At 72.0% G+C, this 17,107-nt stretch carries 17 protein-coding genes; 9 read left to right on the forward strand and 8 right to left on the reverse strand.

Annotation, left to right across the window (positions count from 1 at the left end; all coding sequences use genetic code 11):
- From VFO68_RS16790 to VFO68_RS16810, 5 genes are all read right to left on the reverse strand, one after another.
- Nucleotides 1-602: CapA family protein (locus VFO68_RS16790; RefSeq protein WP_325159235.1), on the reverse strand; the 602-nt coding region annotated here is incomplete at its 3' end.
- Between the two features lie 27 nt (nucleotides 603-629).
- On the reverse strand, nucleotides 630-1,355 hold the full coding sequence (locus VFO68_RS16795) for an SRPBCC family protein (RefSeq protein WP_325159264.1): 726 nt from the start codon (nucleotides 1,353-1,355) through the stop codon (nucleotides 630-632).
- Between the two features lie 81 nt (nucleotides 1,356-1,436).
- Complete coding sequence (locus VFO68_RS16800) at nucleotides 1,437-2,291, reverse strand: xanthine dehydrogenase family protein subunit M (protein ID WP_325159236.1); 855 nt, start codon at nucleotides 2,289-2,291, stop codon at nucleotides 1,437-1,439.
- Entirely contained in the window at nucleotides 2,288-4,744 is a 2,457-nt protein-coding gene (locus VFO68_RS16805; protein ID WP_325159237.1) for a xanthine dehydrogenase family protein molybdopterin-binding subunit, read from the reverse strand. Before VFO68_RS16805 ends, VFO68_RS16800 begins: the two co-directional genes overlap by 4 nt.
- On the reverse strand, nucleotides 4,744-5,268 hold the full coding sequence (locus tag VFO68_RS16810; protein WP_325159238.1) for a (2Fe-2S)-binding protein: 525 nt from the start codon (nucleotides 5,266-5,268) through the stop codon (nucleotides 4,744-4,746). Before VFO68_RS16810 ends, VFO68_RS16805 begins: the two co-directional genes overlap by 1 nt.
- A gap of 265 nt (nucleotides 5,269-5,533) precedes the next feature.
- Here VFO68_RS16810 and rarD point away from each other — a divergent pair, with 265 nt between their 5' ends.
- A complete protein-coding gene (rarD, locus tag VFO68_RS16815) occupies nucleotides 5,534-6,433 on the forward strand; it encodes an EamA family transporter RarD (protein WP_325159239.1) in 900 nt (299 codons plus the stop codon).
- Nucleotides 6,434-6,579: 146 nt separating this feature from the next.
- Here the strand turns inward: rarD and VFO68_RS16820 are convergent, their stop codons facing one another.
- Both VFO68_RS16820 and VFO68_RS16825 read right to left on the reverse strand, forming a co-directional pair.
- Nucleotides 6,580-7,689: an XdhC/CoxI family protein gene (locus tag VFO68_RS16820; protein WP_325159240.1), complete on the reverse strand. Its 1,110-nt coding sequence runs from the start codon at nucleotides 7,687-7,689 to the stop codon at nucleotides 6,580-6,582.
- Nucleotides 7,682-8,782 (reverse strand): vWA domain-containing protein, encoded by a 1,101-nt coding sequence (locus VFO68_RS16825; RefSeq protein ID WP_325159241.1) that lies wholly within the window; start codon nucleotides 8,780-8,782, stop codon nucleotides 7,682-7,684. Before VFO68_RS16825 ends, VFO68_RS16820 begins: the two co-directional genes overlap by 8 nt.
- A gap of 135 nt (nucleotides 8,783-8,917) precedes the next feature.
- On the opposite strand from VFO68_RS16825, the gene VFO68_RS16830 reads away from it, so the two are divergent.
- On the forward strand, nucleotides 8,918-10,066 hold the full coding sequence (locus tag VFO68_RS16830) for a peptidoglycan DD-metalloendopeptidase family protein (RefSeq protein ID WP_325159242.1): 1,149 nt from the start codon (nucleotides 8,918-8,920) through the stop codon (nucleotides 10,064-10,066).
- A gap of 161 nt (nucleotides 10,067-10,227) precedes the next feature.
- A complete protein-coding gene (locus tag VFO68_RS16835; RefSeq protein ID WP_325159243.1) occupies nucleotides 10,228-10,842 on the forward strand; it encodes an RNA 2'-phosphotransferase in 615 nt (204 codons plus the stop codon).
- On the opposite strand, the gene VFO68_RS16840 is transcribed toward VFO68_RS16835, so the two are convergent.
- Nucleotides 10,778-11,671, reverse strand: coding sequence for a MoxR family ATPase (locus tag VFO68_RS16840; RefSeq protein ID WP_325159244.1), 894 nt, complete (start codon nucleotides 11,669-11,671; stop codon nucleotides 10,778-10,780). The two genes, VFO68_RS16835 and VFO68_RS16840, sit on opposite strands and share 65 nt — an antisense overlap.
- Before the next feature lie 109 nt (nucleotides 11,672-11,780).
- On the opposite strand from VFO68_RS16840, the gene VFO68_RS16845 reads away from it, so the two are divergent.
- The 6 genes from VFO68_RS16845 (at nucleotide 11,781) to VFO68_RS16870 (ending at nucleotide 17,031) form a co-directional block, all read left to right on the forward strand.
- Nucleotides 11,781-11,990 carry a PspC domain-containing protein gene (locus VFO68_RS16845; protein WP_325159245.1) on the forward strand — a complete coding sequence of 70 codons (210 nt, stop codon included), beginning with the start codon at nucleotides 11,781-11,783 and terminating at the stop codon, nucleotides 11,988-11,990.
- A 78-nt stretch (nucleotides 11,991-12,068) separates the two neighbouring features.
- Complete coding sequence (locus tag VFO68_RS16850; protein WP_325159246.1) at nucleotides 12,069-12,365, forward strand: hypothetical protein; 297 nt, start codon at nucleotides 12,069-12,071, stop codon at nucleotides 12,363-12,365.
- Between the two features lie 152 nt (nucleotides 12,366-12,517).
- Nucleotides 12,518-12,832 (forward strand): protease inhibitor I42 family protein, encoded by a 315-nt coding sequence (locus VFO68_RS16855; RefSeq protein WP_325159247.1) that lies wholly within the window; start codon nucleotides 12,518-12,520, stop codon nucleotides 12,830-12,832.
- A 127-nt stretch (nucleotides 12,833-12,959) separates the two neighbouring features.
- Nucleotides 12,960-13,562, forward strand: a complete 603-nt coding sequence (locus VFO68_RS16860; RefSeq protein ID WP_325159248.1) for a sigma-70 family RNA polymerase sigma factor — start codon at nucleotides 12,960-12,962, stop codon at nucleotides 13,560-13,562.
- A 35-nt stretch (nucleotides 13,563-13,597) separates the two neighbouring features.
- Nucleotides 13,598-14,020, forward strand: a complete 423-nt coding sequence (locus VFO68_RS16865) for a carboxypeptidase regulatory-like domain-containing protein (protein WP_325159249.1) — start codon at nucleotides 13,598-13,600, stop codon at nucleotides 14,018-14,020.
- 335 nt (nucleotides 14,021-14,355) lie between these two features.
- On the forward strand, nucleotides 14,356-17,031 hold the full coding sequence (locus VFO68_RS16870) for a CHAT domain-containing protein (RefSeq protein ID WP_325159250.1): 2,676 nt from the start codon (nucleotides 14,356-14,358) through the stop codon (nucleotides 17,029-17,031).
- The last annotated feature ends 76 nt before the right edge of the window (nucleotides 17,032-17,107 follow it).

Consider the following 17,107-nt stretch of genomic DNA (forward strand, 5'->3'; position numbering starts at 1 on the left):
GGCGGCACCGCGGTGCCGGTGTTGAAGCCGAAGGTGTAGGAGACCTGCGCGACCGTGACCCCGTGCACCTCCATGATCAGCGGGGTGGCCGCCTCCCGCGCCGAACGCGCCGACCCGGTGTGCCGCACGCCGGCCGCGTCCAGCGCGTCGAGCGTGCTGGTCACCCCGGCCGCGCCCCGGTCCATGGTGTGGTTGGACGCGGTGGAGCAGGTGTCGTAGCCGGTCGCGGCCAGCCCGGCGGCCACCTCGGCCGGCGCGGAGAACCGCGGATACCCGGACAGCACCCCGCCCGGAGCGGCCAGCGGGACCTCCAGGTGGCAGATCGCCAGATCCGCCGCCGAGATCACCGGCCGGACCCCGGCCAGCAGCGGCGCGAAGTCCGGCCGCCCGCCGCCGTCGGCCCGGGCCTGCTCGGTCAGCGACGGATGGATCAGCACGTCCCCGGCGGCCACCACGGTGATCGACCGCGGCTCGGCCCGGGTAGAGGTGGCCGGCACCGGGCTGGCCGGCACGGAGGTGGCCGGCGGTTCGCCCGCGGGCGGGGGCGCGCTACAGCCGCACAGCACCGCGGTGACGGCGAACAGCGCCCAGACACCACGCACGGGGCACCCCAGGAAATCGCAGGCAGGTCAGCGCGAACGCCGGCGCACGATCAGCACCGCGAGCGCGGCGAGCACCAGCACGAGCACCGGGATGGCCCGCTTCAGCACGGACGGCGCGGCGTAGGAGAGCAGGTCGATCGGCTCGGACTCGGGTTCCGGCACGGCTTCCAGCTTGGGCTTCGGCTGGGGTGTCGCCGGCCGCGGCGCCGGTTCGGCGACCGCCGCGCCGCCGGCCGCGGCCGCGGGCGGCGGCTGCTCGGCGACCGGTTCCACCACGGCCAGCCTGGGCGCCGGCTCCGGTTCGGCCGGCGCGGGGGCGAGCTTGCTGGACAGGCAGGAGGCGAACGAGTCCAGGATCTTGCCGCCCACCTCGGAGATCATCCCGCGGCCGAACTGGGCCGGCTTTCCGGTGATGCTCAGGTCGGTCAGCACCGAGCCGACCGTTTCGGCGCCGTCCGCGCGCAGCGCGACGGTGACCGTCGCGGCGGCGGTGCCGTTGCCCCGGGAGTCCTTTCCGGACGCTTTGATGATCACCTTGCGGGCCTGCTCGTCGGTCTCCAGGAACTCGCCGGCTCCCTTGTACAGCAACGAGATCGGCCCGAGCTTGACCTTCACCTGACCGCTGAACGCGGACCCGTCGACCGCGGTGAGGGTGGCGCCGGGCATGCACGGCGCGACCAGTTCCGGGTCGAGCACCGCCTGCCACACGGTGTCCAGGTCCGCCGGAACCCGGAAGGTGTGCTCCAACTGCACGGCGGTCATCCCTTCGGTGTCGGGAGCGCGATGTGACGTGCTACGACGCCACATCGCGCTCCACCAGACCAGACAGCCAGGCTACGCCCCGACCGCCGCCACCACCGCGCGACCGGTCAGCACCCGGGCCAGGTGCTGGCGGTACTCGGTGTCGGCATTGCCATCCGTGGTCGGGCTGGTGCCCTCGGCCGCGTGCTCGGCCGCCGCCCGGATCACCTCGGCCGTGGCCGGCGCGCCGACCAGGGCCTGCTCGACCGCGTGCGCCCGCACCGGTGTGGCCGCCATGTTGGTCAGCGCGATCCGAGCCTCGGCGATCGAGCCGCCCTCGGTGCGCAGCGCCGCCGCGACGCCGACCATCGACCAGGCCTGCGCGACCCGGTTGAACTTCTCGTAGTGCGCGCTCCACCCGGTGTGCTTCGGAACCCGCACCTCGACCAGGATCTCGCCCGGTGCCAACGCCGTGGTGAAGAAGTCGACGAAGAACTCGCCGGCCGGCACGGTCCGCCGGCCGTCCGGTCCGGCCAGCACCATCTCGGCTTCCAGCGCCAGCGCCGGGGCGAGCAGGTCACCGGCCGGGTCGGCGTGCGCCAGCGACCCACCGAACGTGCCCCGGTGCCGCACCTGGGGATCTGCCACCGTGTCGGTGGTCAGCCCCAGCAGCAGCGCGTGCTCGCGCACCAGCGCGTCCCGCTGCACCTCGTAGTGCGTGGTCATCGCCCCGATCACCAGGGCGTCGCCGTCCTCGCGGATCCCGCGCAGTTCGGCGATCCGGCCGAGATCGACCAGCATGGTCGGCGCGGCCAGCCGCACCCGCAGCACCGGCAGCAGGCTCTGCCCGCCGGCCAGCACCTTGGCGTCCTCGCCGGCCTCGGCGAGCGCGCGGACCGCCTCCTCCACCGTCGTGGGCGCGACGTAGTCGAATGCCGCCGGAATCACTGGGCACCTCCCTGAGCCGAGATACTGCCGAGACCGCCACCGGCCTCAGCGCCGCCGATCCCGCTGCCGTCCGGCTCCCGCCGGTTGATCGCCGCCCACACCCGCATCGGCGAGCACGGCATCTCGATGTCGTCGACACCCAGGTGCCGCACCGCGTCCACCACCGCGTTGACCACCGCGGGGGTGGACGCGATCGTGCCGGCCTCACCGACTCCCTTGACGCCCAACGGGTTGGACGTGGCCGGGGTCTCGGTCCGGTCGGTGGTGAAGTTCGGCAGGTCCGCCGCGGAAGGCAGCAGGTAGTCGGCGAACGTGCCGGTGGTGAGCGTGCCCGACTCGTCGTGCACGGCCTCCTCGTACAGCGCCTGCGCGATGCCCTGCGCGAGCCCGCCGTGCACCTGGCCCTCCACGATCAACGGGTTGACCGCCTTGCCGACATCGTCCACGCACACGTAGGAGCGCAACCGGACCCGGCCCGTCTCGGTGTCCACTTCGGCCGCACACAGGTGCGTGCCGTGCGGGAAGGAGAAGTTCTCCGGGTCGTACACGGCATCGGAGTCCAGGGTGGGCTCCACGCCGTCGGGCAGGTCGTGCGCGGCGAACACGGCGAGCGCGACGTCGCCGATGCCGGTGGACCGGTCGGTCCCGCGCACGGTGAACTGCCCCTCGGCGAACTCCAGGTCGTCCTCGGAGCACTCCATCATGTGCGCGGCCACCTTGCGCGCCTTGGCCACCACCTTCTCGGCCGCCTTGACGACCGCGATGCCGCCCACCGCGAGGGAACGCGAACCGTAGGTGTCCAGACCCTTGTGCGAGGACTGGGTGTCGCCGTGGATCACCTCGACATCCTCGAACGGAACGCCGAGCTGGTCGGCGACGATCTGGCTCCAGGCCGTCTCGTGCCCCTGGCCGTGCGGCGACGAGCCGGTGACCACCTCGACCTTTCCGGTCGGCAGCATGCGGATCGCCGCGTGCTCCCAGCCGCCCGCGCCGTAGGACAGCGAGCCGAGCACCCGGGACGGGGCCAGCCCGCACATCTCGGTGAAGGTGGAGATCCCGATGCCGAGCTGGACCGGGTCACCGGACTCCCGGCGCTGCTGCTGCTCCCGGCGCAGCCCCGCGTAGTCGAACAACTCCATCGCCCGGGAGGTGGCCGCCTCGTAGTTGCCCGAGTCGTAGGTCAGGCCGCACACCGTGGTGAACGGGAACTCCTCGTGCCTGATCCAGTTCTTCTCGCGCAGCTCCATCGGGTCCATGCCGAGCTCGGCCGCGAGCTCGTCCATGATCCGTTCGATGGCGAAGGTGGCCTCCGGCCGGCCGGCGCCCCGGTAGGCGTCGGTGAGCGTCTTGTTGGTGAAGACGTTCGTGCACGCGAACCGGTAGGCCGGGATCTTGTAGATCGCGTTGAACATGAACGCGCCCAGCAGCGGCACTCCGGGCGTGACCAGGCCGAGGTAGGCGCCCATGTCGGCGATCAGGTCGACCTTGAGCCCGGTGACCGTGCCGTCCCGGCGCGCGGAGATCGTGATGTCCTGGATCTGGTCGCGGCCGTGGTGTGCGGTGGCCATGCACTCCGAGCGGCTCTCGGTCCACTTCACCGGCTTGCCGAGCTTCTGCGCGACCAGCACCGCCATGGTCTCCTCGGGCAGCACCGCGATCTTGCCGCCGAACCCGCCGCCCACGTCCGGGGCGATCACCCGCAGCTTGTGCTCGGGCAGGCCCAGGGTGAGCGCGGTCATCGTCTTGAGGATGTGCGGCACCTGGGTGGACGACCAGATCGTGATCTGCTGCGCGGTCGGGTCGACCACTGTGGACCGCGGCTCCATGAACGCCGGAACCAGCCGCTGCTGCCGGAACCGGCGGGTGAGCACGATCCCGTCGTCCGCCCCGTTCGCCTCGTCGATGGCGGCCGCGACGTCGCCGCCGGTGCCCGCCTCGCCAGAGTCGAACACCCACAGCGCGTTGCGGTTGGTCTCCAGTTCGGGATGGACCAGGGTGGCGCCGTCGGCCAGCGCCGCCTCCATGTCCAGCACCACCGGCAGTTCCTCGTAGTCCACGTCGATCTCGGCCAGCGCGTCCTGGGCGAGATAGGCGTTGGTGGCCACCACGACGGCCACACCCTCGCCGGCGAAGTGCACCGTGTCGACGGCCAGCACCGGCCGGCGCGGGTGCTTCATGTCCGGGGTGACCGCCCACGCGCAGGGCAGCGCGATCGCGCTGTCCGGGTCGAGGTCGGTCGCGGTGTAGACGGCCACCACGCCGGGCAGCGCCCGGGCCCGGGTGGTGTCGATCCGGGTGATCCGGGCGTGCGCCAGGGGGCTGCGCAGCACCGCGAGGTGCAGCATGCCGGGCAGCGTGATGTTGTCCGTCCACCTGGTCCGGCCGGTGATCAGCCGGGCGTCCTCCTTGCGGCGCCGGGACTTGCCGACCTCGGGCTCGAGTGTCGAGGTCATCAGGCACCGCCCCCGGCGACCACGGTCGAGGTGTTGACCTGCTCGGCCTCCGGGCCGGCCCCGCCGCGCATCTTCTCGGCGGCGGAGCGCACCGCGCGGACGATGTTCTGGTAGCCGGTGCAGCGGCAGAGGTTGCCCTCCAGGCCGGTGCGCACCGCCTCCTCGTCCGGGTCGGCGTCGTCGGCCAGCAGGTCGATCGCCTGCATGATCATGCCCGGGGTGCAGAACCCGCACTGCAGCGCATGGTTCTCCCGGAACGCCTGCTGCACCGGGTGCAGTTCGCCGTCCCGGGCCAGGCCCTCGATCGTGGTGATCTCAGAACCGTCCGCCTGTACCGCGAGCACCGAGCAGGACTTGACGCTGTGGCCGTCCAGATGGACGGTGCAGGCGCCACAGTTACTGGTGTCGCACCCGACCACCGTGCCGACCTTGCCCAGTCGCTCGCGCAGATAGTGCACGAGCAGCAGTCGAGGCTCGACCTCATCGGTGTACTGGGTGCCGTCAACGGTCACGGATATGCGCATGGAGCCTCCAAGGGCACACGAAAAGCCCCGATCCGGCAGGCGGGTGGCAGTCGGTCGGGTAACCGGGTGGGGACAGGCGTGAGCGCGGCACGTCGGAACGGCTCGCTGCGTTGCGAGTTCCTGGTGAGCGGCCTCACACGTGGAGCCTGCTACCTGACCCGCCGCCCGGACAAGACCTTGCATAGATCGCGCTTATGCTCGGACCGTGGTTTCCCCCGCGCTAGCTGCGCAGACATCCGATGCGTATCCGGAATATCGCCGGGGGTTGACGTTCGGCGCCGCGGCCTACGCGATGTGGGGGCTGTTCCCGCTGTACTGGCCGCTGCTGCGGCCGGCGGGCGATGTGGAGATCCTGGCGCACCGGATGGTGTGGTCGCTGGTGTTCGTCGCGGCGGTGCTGACCGTGTCCGGCCGGCGTGGACGCACCGGATGGGCGCAGCTGCGGACGGTGCTCGGCGACCGGCGCCGGCTCGGGCTGCTGGCCGGGGCCGCCGCGCTGATCACGGTGAACTGGGGCACCTACATCTACGGGGTCAACCACGGGCACGTGGTGGAGACCGCGCTCGGCTACTTCACCGGGCCGCTGGTGTCGGTGCTGGTCGGCGTGGTGCTGCTGCGCGAACGGCTGCGTCCCTGGCAGTGGGTGGCGGTGGGGCTGGGCGCCGCGGCCGTCGTCGTGCTCACCGTCGGCTACGGCCGCCCGCCGTGGATCGCGCTGCTGCTGGCGTTCTCGTTCGGGATCTACGGTCTGCTCAAGAAGCTCGCGGCCACCGGCGCGATCGAGTCGCTGGCGGTGGAGACCGGCATCACCGCCGCCCCGGCGCTGATCTACCTGCTGATCCTCGGCGGCACCGGCGCCGGCACCTTCACCGGCCACGGCCTGTCCCACGCCCTGCTGCTGATCGCCAGCGGCGCCGTCACCGCGATCCCGCTGCTGGCCTTCGGCGCCGCCGCGACCCGGATCCCGCTGTCCATGGTCGGCCTGCTGCAGTACATCGCCCCGGTCATCCAGTTCCTGCTGGGGATTCTGGTCTTCGACGAACACATGCCCGTCGAACGCTGGATCGGCTTCACCATGGTCTGGCTCGGGCTCGCCGTCCTCACCTGGGACGGCCTGCGCCACTCCCGCCGCGCCCGCCTCCCCACCCCGGCCCCAGGCGGCTAGCCCCGCCTACTTTGGATAATCGAGTGAGGTCTTGGGCCGACCAACGGAACCTCAGGGGACCGTGACGGCACCCCAGCCACAATCCACCCGATACCCGCACCGTTCGTCACCAGCGCAAGCACGCATAGAAATTCCGGAGTGGCGGACTAGTGAATGCGGCCGGAAAGTTCGGTGAGGCGTTCGCCGTGGCCGCCCCAGCGCAGGGCGATGATCTCGGCGGCGATGGAGACGGCGGTTTCCTCGGGGGTCCGGGCGCCGAGGTTGAGGCCGATGGGCGAGGACAGGCGGGACAGTTCCGCCTCGGTCAGACCGGCCTCGCGGAGGCGGACGAGGCGGTCGTCGTGGGTGCGGCGGGAGCCCATCGCGCCGACGTAGCCGACGTCGGTGCGCAGGGCCACCTCGAGCAGCGGCACATCGAACTTGGGGTCATGGGTGAGCACCGCGATCACGGTGCGCGCATCGACCCGGCCGGCCTGCGCCTCGGCGGCGAGGTAGCGGTGCGGCCAGTTGACGACGACCTCGTCGGCGTCCGGGAACCGGGAGTTGGTGGCGAACACCGGGCGGGCGTCGCACACGGTCACCCGGTAGCCGAGGAACGAGCCGAGCCGGGCGACCGCGGCGGCGAAGTCGATCGCGCCGAACACCAGCATCCGCGGCGGCGGCTCGAAGGAGTTGACGAACACCGACATCCCCTCGCCGCGCCGCTGCCCGTCCACGCCGTAGTGCAGCAGGCCGGTGCGCCCCCCGGCGAGCAACCCGCGCGCGTCGTCGGTGACCGCGTCGTCGGCGCGGGCGCAGCCGAGACCGCCGGCCACCCGGTCCGGCCAGACCACCAGGTGCGCGCCGCGCCGCTGCGGGTCCGGGTGCTCGACCACGGTTGCCAGCGCCACCGGCTCCTCCACCTGCACCGACTTGGCCAGTTCGGCCAACTCCGGGAAGCCCGCCGCGCTGATCGGCTCCACGTACACGTCGATGATCCCGCCGCAGGTCAGGCCCACGGCGAAGGCGTCGTCGTCGCTGACCCCGTAGCGCTGTAACACCGCCGGGCCGCCGGCGAGCACCTCCTCGCCGAGGGTGTAGACCGCGCCCTCCACGCAACCGCCGGACACACTGCCGACCACCGAGCCGTCCGCCGCCACCATCATCGACGCGCCCGGCGCGCGCGGCGCCGAGGAGAACGTGCCGACCACGGTGCCCAGCGCCACCGTCTCCCCCGCGGAGTAGCGCCGCATCACATCGTCCAGCACATCACGCACGGCGGACCTCCTCGAGCAGGTGCTCCAACGTAGCCAGGCTGTGCCCGGCCAGCAATCGGTCGAGATGCGGCAGCGCGGCCGCGATTCCGGACTGCACCGGTGCGTAGCCGGCCCGGCCGGCGTGCGGGTTGACCCAGAGCACCGCGTGCGCGAGCCGGCGCAGCCGGGCCAGTTGCTCGCCGAGCAGACCGGCGTCGCCGCGCTCCCAGCCGTCCGAGCAGAGCACCACCACGGCCCGGCGGGCCAGGCCGCGCTGACCCCAGCGGTCCAGGAACGCCCGCAGCGTCTCGCCCAGCCGGGTGCCGCCGGCGAAGTCGGGCACCGCGTGCGCGGCCGAGATCAACGCTTGTTCCGGGTCGCGCTGCCGGAGGTGACGGGTCAGCCGGGTCAGCCGGGTGCCGATGGTGAACACCTCGGTGCTGGCCGGGGCGTGCCGGGTGAGCGCGTGGCCGAAGCGCAGCAGCGCGTCGGCGTAGGGGGTCATCGAGCCGGAGATGTCCAGCAGCAGCACCACGCGCCGGGGCCGGTTGGCCCTTCCCTTGTACGCCAGCCGGATCGGCTCGCCGCCGGTGGCCCGCAGCAGCCGCAGCAGCCGGGTCGGGTCGATCCGTCCGGTCCGTTGTGGACGGTGTCGCAGCGACCGGCGCAGCGGCGGGTCGAGCCGCAGGGTGGCCAGCAGTTCGCGCAGGTGCTCCCGTTCGGGGGCGGACAGTTCGGCGATGTCGCGGCGGCGCAACACCTCGGTGTCGCTCGCAGCCACCCGCAGGGCGTCGGAGTCGCCGCCCGCGCCGGTGCCGGTCGGGGTGTCGGTGAGGGTGGCCAGCAGGGCGGTGCGCGTCCGTTGGGTCGCCGGCTGCCGGGCCGGGCGCGGCGGCTTCGCGGCGAACCAGGCGCCGAACGCCTCGTCGTAGCGCGGCAGGTCGTCCGGCTCGGCGCACAGGGTCAGCCGTCCGGCCCAGTAGAGCTGTCCCGGCTCGGCCGGGTCGAGTTGCCCGATCGCCGCCAGGTAGGCCTGCACCCGCACCGGGTCGCAGGACAGCCCGGCGGCACGTAACGCGGCGGTGAAGCCGACCAGGCCGGGCAACGGGTCCATATGGCAATTGTGCGCCCGTCCGAGGGGATCGATCGGGCCGGGAACTCCTGTCAATATGGTTGGACATTCCCTAACCGAAGGGGTTATCCAATGGGGCGTTCACGAATCCCTGCAGTGGTGTCCGTTGGTGTGGCCATGCTCGCCGGTGTCCTCGTTCCGGCGGCACACGCGCAGGGGGAGACCGCGACGGACGACCTGACCAGCGCCGTCGTGCTGAAGATCGACGCCAGGACCGGATCGCGGACCGACCTGGCCGGCACCGAGGTCAACGTGATGCGCACCGACGGCGGCGACTGGGCGTTCGGCGCCGGCATCGCCAAGGCCGCGCCGATCGAGGGCGCGTACCCGGACGGCTGGCTGTTCGTGGCGCACCGCGAGGGTAAGGACTGGACCGTCGCCTTCGAGGGCGAGGCGGCGTTCCCGAAGCTCACCTCCGCCGCGCCGGAGGCCGTGGTGCCCACCGGCGAGAAGCAGGTGCTCGCCACGCACGGCGCAGCCGCCCCGAAGGTCGCCACCGCCGAGGCCAAACCCCTTGCCGGCGGGGACTTCCGCACCGGCATGCGGCTGCCGTGGGCGGTCGGCCAGTCCTGGCGGCTGACCGGCGGCCCGCACGAGTCCGCCCGGCAGGCCGTGGACCTCGCCGGCGGCGACGGACGGGTGCTCGCCACGCGCGGCGGCACGCTCTACGTGATGTGCTCCAGCCAGCGCGGCTGGCTGCGGGTCGCACACGACCGCGGCTACTCGACCGACTACTACCATTTGTTCAACAACCGCACCGACAACGGCGTGACCGTCGCCGAAGGCGCGTTCCTCGGCAACATCGGCACCGACGTGTCCTGCGGGGGCAGCGCGAACGGCGCACACGTGCACTTCTCGTTGCGGCAGAACGGCGCGTTCGTCGGCATCGCCTCGCACAACTTCGGCAAATGGCAGATCTACAACGGATCCGCGGCCTATCAGGGTTCCGCGCTGCACGGTTCGACCCAGATCGGCGTCGGCGGCTCGATGTACAACTACGGACCGCTCGGGTTCACCCAGGGCATCATCGACACCAACGGCGGCGGCGTGGTCAACCGCAGGTCCGGACCGGGCACCAACTTCGGCGTCGTGGGCACGGTCGCCGACGGCGCCACGGTGACGATCGCCTGCTCGGCCAACGGCACCTCGCACACCGGCCGGTTCGACTACACCACCAGCATGTGGAACAAGCTCAGCGACGGGTCGTGGATCAGCGACGCGTTCACCTGGACCGGAACCGGAAACCCGGTCAACGGCTGGTGTTGAGGGCAAACGAGGGTGGCCCGGAGACCCGGGCCACCCTCAACCGGAGCCGTGGGCCGGTCCCGGCGCCGCCACTCGCCGCCCGGCAACTCAGGCTCACGTCGTCACCATGATGGGTCCTCGATGGAAGGATCTCGACCGAATTTCCGCGCTAGGGTGCGGACATGGCCTCGGAGCGCGTGGTGCGCGTGTCCAAGTATCTGTCCCAGCATCTGCGGCACCGGCCGGACCGGATCGGGCTGACCCTGGACGAGGGTGGCTGGGTGGACGTGTCCGTGCTGCTGGCGGCCTGCGCGGCGGCCGGGTTCCCGGTCACCCGGGCCGAGTTGGAGCACGTCGTCGCGGTGAACGACAAGCAGCGCTTCGGGTTCGACGAGAGCGGCACCCGGATTCGGGCAAACCAGGGCCATACCGTGCCGATCGACCTGGGGCTGGCTGACGTGGCACCGCCTTCCGTGCTCTACCACGGCACCTACGAGCAGGCCGTACCGTCCATCCGGGACGGTGGGTTGTCCCCGATGGCCCGGCACGACGTGCACCTGTCCGCCGACATCGAGACGGCCCGCCGGGTCGGCGCCCGCCGGGGCCGCCCGGTGATCCTCACCGTCGACGCCGCCCGGATGTCCGCCGCGGGCCACGCCTTTCGCCGCAGCGCCAACGGTGTCTGGCTGACCGCGACGGTGCCGCCGGACTTCATCACCTTCCCCAGCACAGCTAGCCGGCCAGGAGCGCGTCCAGTCCGGCCGCGACGGTGCGTTCGGCGTCCTCGCGGTACTTGAGCACGGCACCCAGCGTGGCCGCGGCGCCGGCGGCGTCCAGTTCGGAGCGGCCGAGCGCGAGCAGGGCGCCGGCCCAGTCGATGGACTCGGCCACACCCGGTGGTTTGAGCAGTTCGGCGGCGCGCAGCCGGCGCACCGCGGTGGCGACCTGGGTGGCCAGCCGCTCGCCGACGCCGGGCAGCCGGCGGCGCAGGATGGCGATCTCCCGGGGCAGGTCGGGGTGCTCCAGCCAGTGGTAGAGGCAGCGGCGCTTGAGCGCGTCGTGCACCTCGCGGGTGCGGTTGGAGGTGAGCACCACCAGCGGCGGCACCGGGGCACGCACCTCCCCCAGTTCCGGGATGGTCACGGTGAACTCGCCGAGCACCTCGAGCAGGAACGCCTCGAACTCGTCGTCGGCCCGGTCGATCTCGTCCACCAGCAGCACGCAGGGCGCCTGTTCCAGCGCCCGCAGGAGCGGCCGGGCCAGCAGGAACCGCCTGCTGTACAAGGACTTCTCGGCCACGTCGGAGTCCAGCGGCCCGGTCGCGCCTGCCTCCAGCGCGCGCAGGTGCAGCAGTTGCCGGGGAAAGTCCCAGTCGTAGAGCGCCTGGGTGGCGTCGATGCCCTCGTGGCACTGCAGCTTGATCAGCTCGACGCCCAGCGCGTCCGCCAGCGCGACGGCCAGCGAGGTCTTGCCGGTGCCCGGCTCGCCCTCGCAGAACAGCGGCCGGCCCATCCGCAGCGCCAGGAACGCGGCCGTGGCCAGCCCCTCGTCGGGCAGGTAGCCGACCCGGTCCAGCTCGCCGGCCAACTGGTCCGGCGAGTCGACCGGGGCCCAGGACGCGCTCATGGGTGGCACTGTAGTCGGGGAGACCCGGATGCCTCCCTGACCAAGGTTCCGGGTTCGCCTCAGGGCGGCTCCCGATGTGCCGGGCCGCCCCGGCGGCGACCCTGGAGTCGTGACAAACGAGACCACCACCCAGATCCGTAAACTGCGCCGCAGCCGCTCCGACCGCATGGTCGCCGGGGTGTGCGGCGGCACCGCCAAGATGCTCGGAGTGGACGCGGCGCTGGTCCGCGTCCTCCTGGTCGCCGCCACCATCCTCGGCTTCGGCACCGGCGCCCTCATCTATCTGGCCTGCTGGCTGATCGTCCCCGAAGAGGACTAGGAACCGACATAAGGGGCATACCTGCATGTTCTAGGCTGCTCTCCCGTGGCGGAGGAGCAGCCTGGACGTGTTTCACGGGTGGGGACCGCCCGCGCGCTGGTGCTGCTGGGCTCCGGGGTGCAACTGGCCGCCACCATGGTGGCCGGGTTCGTGGCGCTGGTCTTCGCGCCGGTGCTGCTGAGCCGGCCGGAAACCGGGTCGCCGGTCACCGGCGTGGCCGTCCTGGTCGTGATCACCCTGCTGGACATCGCGTTGGCCAACCTGTTCGCGCTGCGGGCCACCGGGACCCGCGGCGCGCTGCTCGGCGGCTGCGGCACCCTGCTTGCCGGCATGGCGCTCGGCATCGCCGCGTTGTTGCTGATCACCATGGGTTGAGACGCGGCTCTCGCAAACCCGGCCGGAATGGACGTATCTGGCTGATCAGTGCCGACTCCTTTCTGACATGCGGCGCGTTCAAGGGCTAGGCGGCCGGGCGTTTGCAGGGGAGACGCCCGGCCGCTGTTCCACGTCAACGCAAGGGAGCGTGCGTGGTGCTGATACACCTGACTGAGGCGAACTCAGCTCGTCCGATCGAGCTGCGCAAGGGCGATACGGTGGAGCTGCGCCTGCCGGAGTCGCCGACCAGCGACTACCGCTGGCGCTGGCGGCTACCGGAGGGGTTACGCATGATCACCGACGAGCACATCCCGGCGTTGTCCGGGCCCGATTCCGCCACCTCGGGTCAGCGCAGGCTGGCGTTCGACGTGTACGCCCGGGGTCAGCACGAGCTGCGCGCCGAGCTGGCCCGGCCCTGGGAGAGCGAGGCCCAGCAGGCCTTGACCTTCACCGTTCATGCCCAGTAGCCACCGAACGAACCATGAACTTAGACCAACCGGGTGAGCGTCGGACCAAACCGGATGCACGCCGACCCCGTCGAGCGATGTACCACACGCCCCCAGAAAGTCGACCCACGAAGTGGGGTGGAATGCGGTGACCGAACTCCGCACGGCAAGCATGAGTCCGCCTTGGGAGGGGTTGGAAGGCCGGGACCGGCACGCGGCGTGCCTGATCGCGGCCAGATCGGGGGACCGCGCCGCACTGAACGTTCTGGTAGCCGACCTGACCCCGCTGGTCTGGCACGTTGCCCGGGGAAACGGGCTGGACCGCAGCACCGCGGAGGACGTGGTGCAGACCGTGTGGCTCGCCCTGCTGCGCCACATGGACCGGCTGACCGAACCCCGCGCGCTGGTCAGCTGGCTGATCACCACGACGAGGCGGGAGTCCAACCGCACCCGGCGGCGCGGCGCCGCGCAGGTGGAGCTGCCCACCGAGGTGGCCGAGCAACTCCCCAACGACGACCCGTTGCCCGAGGCCGAACTGCTGCGCGACGAGCGGGACCAGCTGCTGTGGAAGGCGTTCCACCGGCTGTCGGCTCGTTGTCAGGAACTGCTGCGCATGACGGTGCTCGCCGGGCGAGTGGAGTACCGCGCAGTCGCCGAGGCTCTGCACATGCCGCACGGCAGCATTGGACCGACTCGAGGGCGCTGCTTGAGCTCCCTTCGCACCCTGTACGACGGGGAGGCTGGCAGATGAGAACGCAACACCATTCCGCGGCGGACGACGCGATGATGGCCAAGGTGGCCCGACTGGTCGATCAGCTCGACCCACCGCCGCCCGGACTGATCGAGCGCGCCCAGTTCGCGATCGCCATCGACGACATCGACGTGGAGGCGGCCCGCTGGGCGGACGACCGCCCGCTGGCGGGTGTCCGCGGCGGCGCTCCGGGCACCATCACGTTCTTCGTCGGCGATCTCACGGTCATGGTCAACGTGACCCGCACGGGTGAACGGCAGCGAATTGACGGGTGGCTGGTGCCGGCCGGCGAACACGGTGTGGAAGTACGGGTCGCCGACCACGGTTCCACCGAGACCACCGCTGACGAGGGCGGACGTTTCGTGCTGACCGAGGTGCCGCGCGGCACGACCCAGATTTTGGTACGAATGAATGCCGAACGGCCACGGACCGTAGTCACTCCAACGGTGGTTCTGTAGTTTTTGTCAATGCTCTAGGCCAATCAGGCGATAAGGTTTGTATCTGCCGGTCACCTAGCGTCTCTTGTTCCGGTGACAGGTTCGCAAAACCTGCTTGAAGGGGAGTCATGAGCGACACCAGCACCACAGGAACCGACAAGCCGCCGACGACAAACCAGCCGTGCCCGTGCCACGGCTCGCAGAACTGCCCGACGGGCTACCACGAGAACATCGTGGACGACACGAACACTCAGACCACTACCAGCAAGTAGTGAACTGATCTCGGGTCCGGGGCACACACTGCCGGCGTCGTATGTTGCCATTAGTGTGTGCCCCGCTCCCGTACCCGGCCCGTGATGCCCGCGCCACGCGGCAAGAACCACGCCGAAAACGGCCACGGTGACCTCCGGCCGGCCGAGGAGCTACTGGTCCGCGGAGTGGGCGCCAGCAATGTCGGCCGGACCGCCGAAGCGACGAAACTGCTGCACAAAGCGCTGCGCGCGTTGCCGGTGGGGACCGGCGATCCGGACGCCCTCGCCGTTCGCATCCGCATTCTGTCCGCTCTGTCCTACACGGAGGCCGAGACCGGGGCGATCGCCGACGGGCTGATTCATCTCGGCACCGCGAGCGACCTGGTCGGTGCCCTGCCGGACGGGCCGCAGCGGCTCACCCTGCGCGGACGCATCCATCACCAGCAGGGCCTGCTGTACCTGCGCGCCGGGCAGTCCGCCGAGGCCATCGAGGCCTACAACCAGGGCATCCCGCTGCTCGAACGGTCCGTCGACGACCCGGCCGGCGATCCCGAACTGCTGGCCAAGTCCCTGCTCAACCGCGGGCTGGCCTACATCGAGCAGGGCAAGCCCGAGCCGGCCGAGCGGGACGTGCGGCGCTGCATCGAACTGGCCACCGCTCGCGCAGTCCCCCGGATCGTCGAGAAGGCGCAGGGCAACCTGGGCGAGATCGCGCAGCTCACCGGCGACATCCCCACCGCACTGGTGCACTTCGAGCAGGCCGAGCGGGCGTTCCGGCGGACCGCACCGGACCTGGTCCCGCGCACCCAGATCGACCAGGCCCGGGCGCTGCTCGAGGCGGGTCTGGCCGACGAGGCCGCCCGGCACCTCGACGAGGCGCTGCCGGTGCTGCGCCGGTTGCGGCTGAGCCAGGACCTGGCCGAGGCGGAGATCGTCCGCGCCGCCGCCGCCCTGCTGCAGGGCGAGCTGGAGCTGGCCCGGGCCATGGCGAGCTCGGCGCACCGGCGGTTCGTCAAGCGGGGCAGCGCGCCCTGGGCCGAGGTCGCCGCGCTGACCCGGATGCAGACCGAGACGTCCGCCGCGCTGGGCGGACAGGACAACAAGGCCTCCCCCACCCGGGCCGAGCGGCTCGCCGAACGGCTCGCCGAGCTGGGCCTGACCGACGAGGCGGCCAAGGCCACCATGCTGGGCGTGCGGCTGGCGCTGCGGCAGGGCTCGATCGAGACCGCCGCCCGGATGCTCGACCAGGTGCCGCCGCCCAGCAAGATCGCGCCGACCGACCACAAGATGCTGCGCCGGCTGTGCCGGGCCGAACTGTCGCTGGCCCGCGGCGACCACAAGCGGGTGCTGTCCGAGGCGCGCGCCGGGCTGGACGAGCTGTCCCGGGTCCGGGACCGGATGGGCGGCCTGGACCTGTTGTGCGGGACCGCGATCCACGGCTACGAGCTGGGCCGGCTGGCGGTGCGCCTGGTGCTCGACGGCGCCCGCACCCAGCGCGACGCGCGGAGACTGCTCGGCTGGCAGGAGCGCACCCGGGCGCAGATCTACCGGTACGAGCCGCTGCCGGTCATCGACGACCCGGAGCTGGCCAGCCGGGTGGCCGAGCTGCGCGGTGTGCTGCGCACCCTGCAGCAGGCCCGGGTGGAGCGCCGCTCGGTGACGGTCACCGCGCTGGAGCGCCGGTCGGCGGTGCTGCAGCGGGAGGTGAGCCGGCTCGGCTGGCACACCAGCCAGTGGGGCCGGCCCCGCCCGGTGTGCCCGCCGGAAGCGATCATCGACAGGCTCGGCGACCGGGCGCTGGTGAGCTTCGCCGGGCCGGGCGACACGCTCGCGGCCGTGGTGGTCGCCGGCGGGCGCACCGACCTGGTCCGGATCGGCCCGCTGCGGGAGACGCTGGAGACCGCCAAGCAGCTGCACGCCGACCTCGACGCGCTGGCCCCGGACGAGCTGGTCGCGCCGCTGGCCGCCGCGGTGTCCGAGTCGGCCAACCGGCGGCTGACCCGGCTGGACGCGCTGCTGGCGCCGGTGGTGGACCGGCTCGGCGACCGGGACGTGGTGATCGTGCCGGGCGGCGGGCTCTACCAGGTGCCGTGGGGCTCCCTGCCGTCGCTGCGCGGCCGGCCGCTCACCGTGGCGCCGTCGGCCACCGCCTGGGTGGGCGCCACCGACCGGCGGGTGCCGGACGGCGGCCGCGACGTGGTGCTGGTGTGCGGGCCGGGACTGCCGGAGTCGGTCACCGAGCTGACCCGGCTGCGGGCCATCTACCCGGACGCGGCCGTGCTGGACGGGGCGGACGCCACCACCGACGCGGTGCTGTCCGCGATGGACGGCGCCAAGCTGGTGCACATCGCCGCGCACGGCACCCACGAGCCGGCCAACGCGCTGTTCTCCCGGCTGGAGCTGGCCGACGGCGGTCTGCTCGCGCACGAGCTGGCCCGGCTGCACAACCCGCCCGAGCAGGTCGTGCTGGCCTCCTGCGAGCTGGCGCTGAGCCACATCCGGCCCGGCGACGAGGCCCTCGGGTTCGCCGGCGCCCTGCTGGCCGCCGGGTCGCGCAGCGTGGTGGCGGCCGTGTGCCGGGTCGGCGACCGGTCCTCCGCCGAGACCATGACCGACTACCACCGCTGGCTGGTGAACTCGCCGGCCGCCCGGGACCTGGCCGACACCATGGCCGACTTCCACAGCCGGCTGGCCTCCGGCGCCGCCCCGTCCGCCGCACTGGCCCAGGCGACGGCCGCCGACCCGCTCCGAAGGCCCTTCATCTGCCTGGGCGCCGGCTAGGTGGTCATCCGAGACCGCCGAAGGCTCGGATCTGTGGCGGCAGGCCGCCGACCAGCGACGGCGACCATGGCAGCCG

This window comes from Actinophytocola sp. (assembly GCF_035712165.1).
Taxonomy (GTDB): domain Bacteria; phylum Actinomycetota; class Actinomycetes; order Mycobacteriales; family Pseudonocardiaceae; genus DASYTH01.

Excerpts from the sequence above, each read along its gene's own strand:
- VFO68_RS16810 (WP_325159238.1), bottom strand. The coding sequence starts at position 5,268 with ATGCGCATATCCGTGACCGTTGACGGCACCCAGTACACCGATGAGGTC.
- VFO68_RS16830 (WP_325159242.1), top strand. The coding sequence starts at position 8,918 with ATGCTCGCCGGTGTCCTCGTTCCGGCGGCACACGCGCAGGGGGAGACC.
- VFO68_RS16865 (WP_325159249.1), top strand. The coding sequence starts at position 13,598 with ATGGCCAAGGTGGCCCGACTGGTCGATCAGCTCGACCCACCGCCGCCC.
- VFO68_RS16870 (WP_325159250.1), top strand. The coding sequence starts at position 14,356 with ATGCCCGCGCCACGCGGCAAGAACCACGCCGAAAACGGCCACGGTGAC.
- VFO68_RS16805 (WP_325159237.1), bottom strand. The coding sequence starts at position 4,744 with ATGACCTCGACACTCGAGCCCGAGGTCGGCAAGTCCCGGCGCCGCAAG.
- VFO68_RS16835 (WP_325159243.1), top strand. The coding sequence starts at position 10,228 with ATGGCCTCGGAGCGCGTGGTGCGCGTGTCCAAGTATCTGTCCCAGCAT.
- VFO68_RS16840 (WP_325159244.1), bottom strand. The coding sequence starts at position 11,671 with ATGAGCGCGTCCTGGGCCCCGGTCGACTCGCCGGACCAGTTGGCCGGC.
- VFO68_RS16825 (WP_325159241.1), bottom strand. The coding sequence starts at position 8,782 with ATGGACCCGTTGCCCGGCCTGGTCGGCTTCACCGCCGCGTTACGTGCC.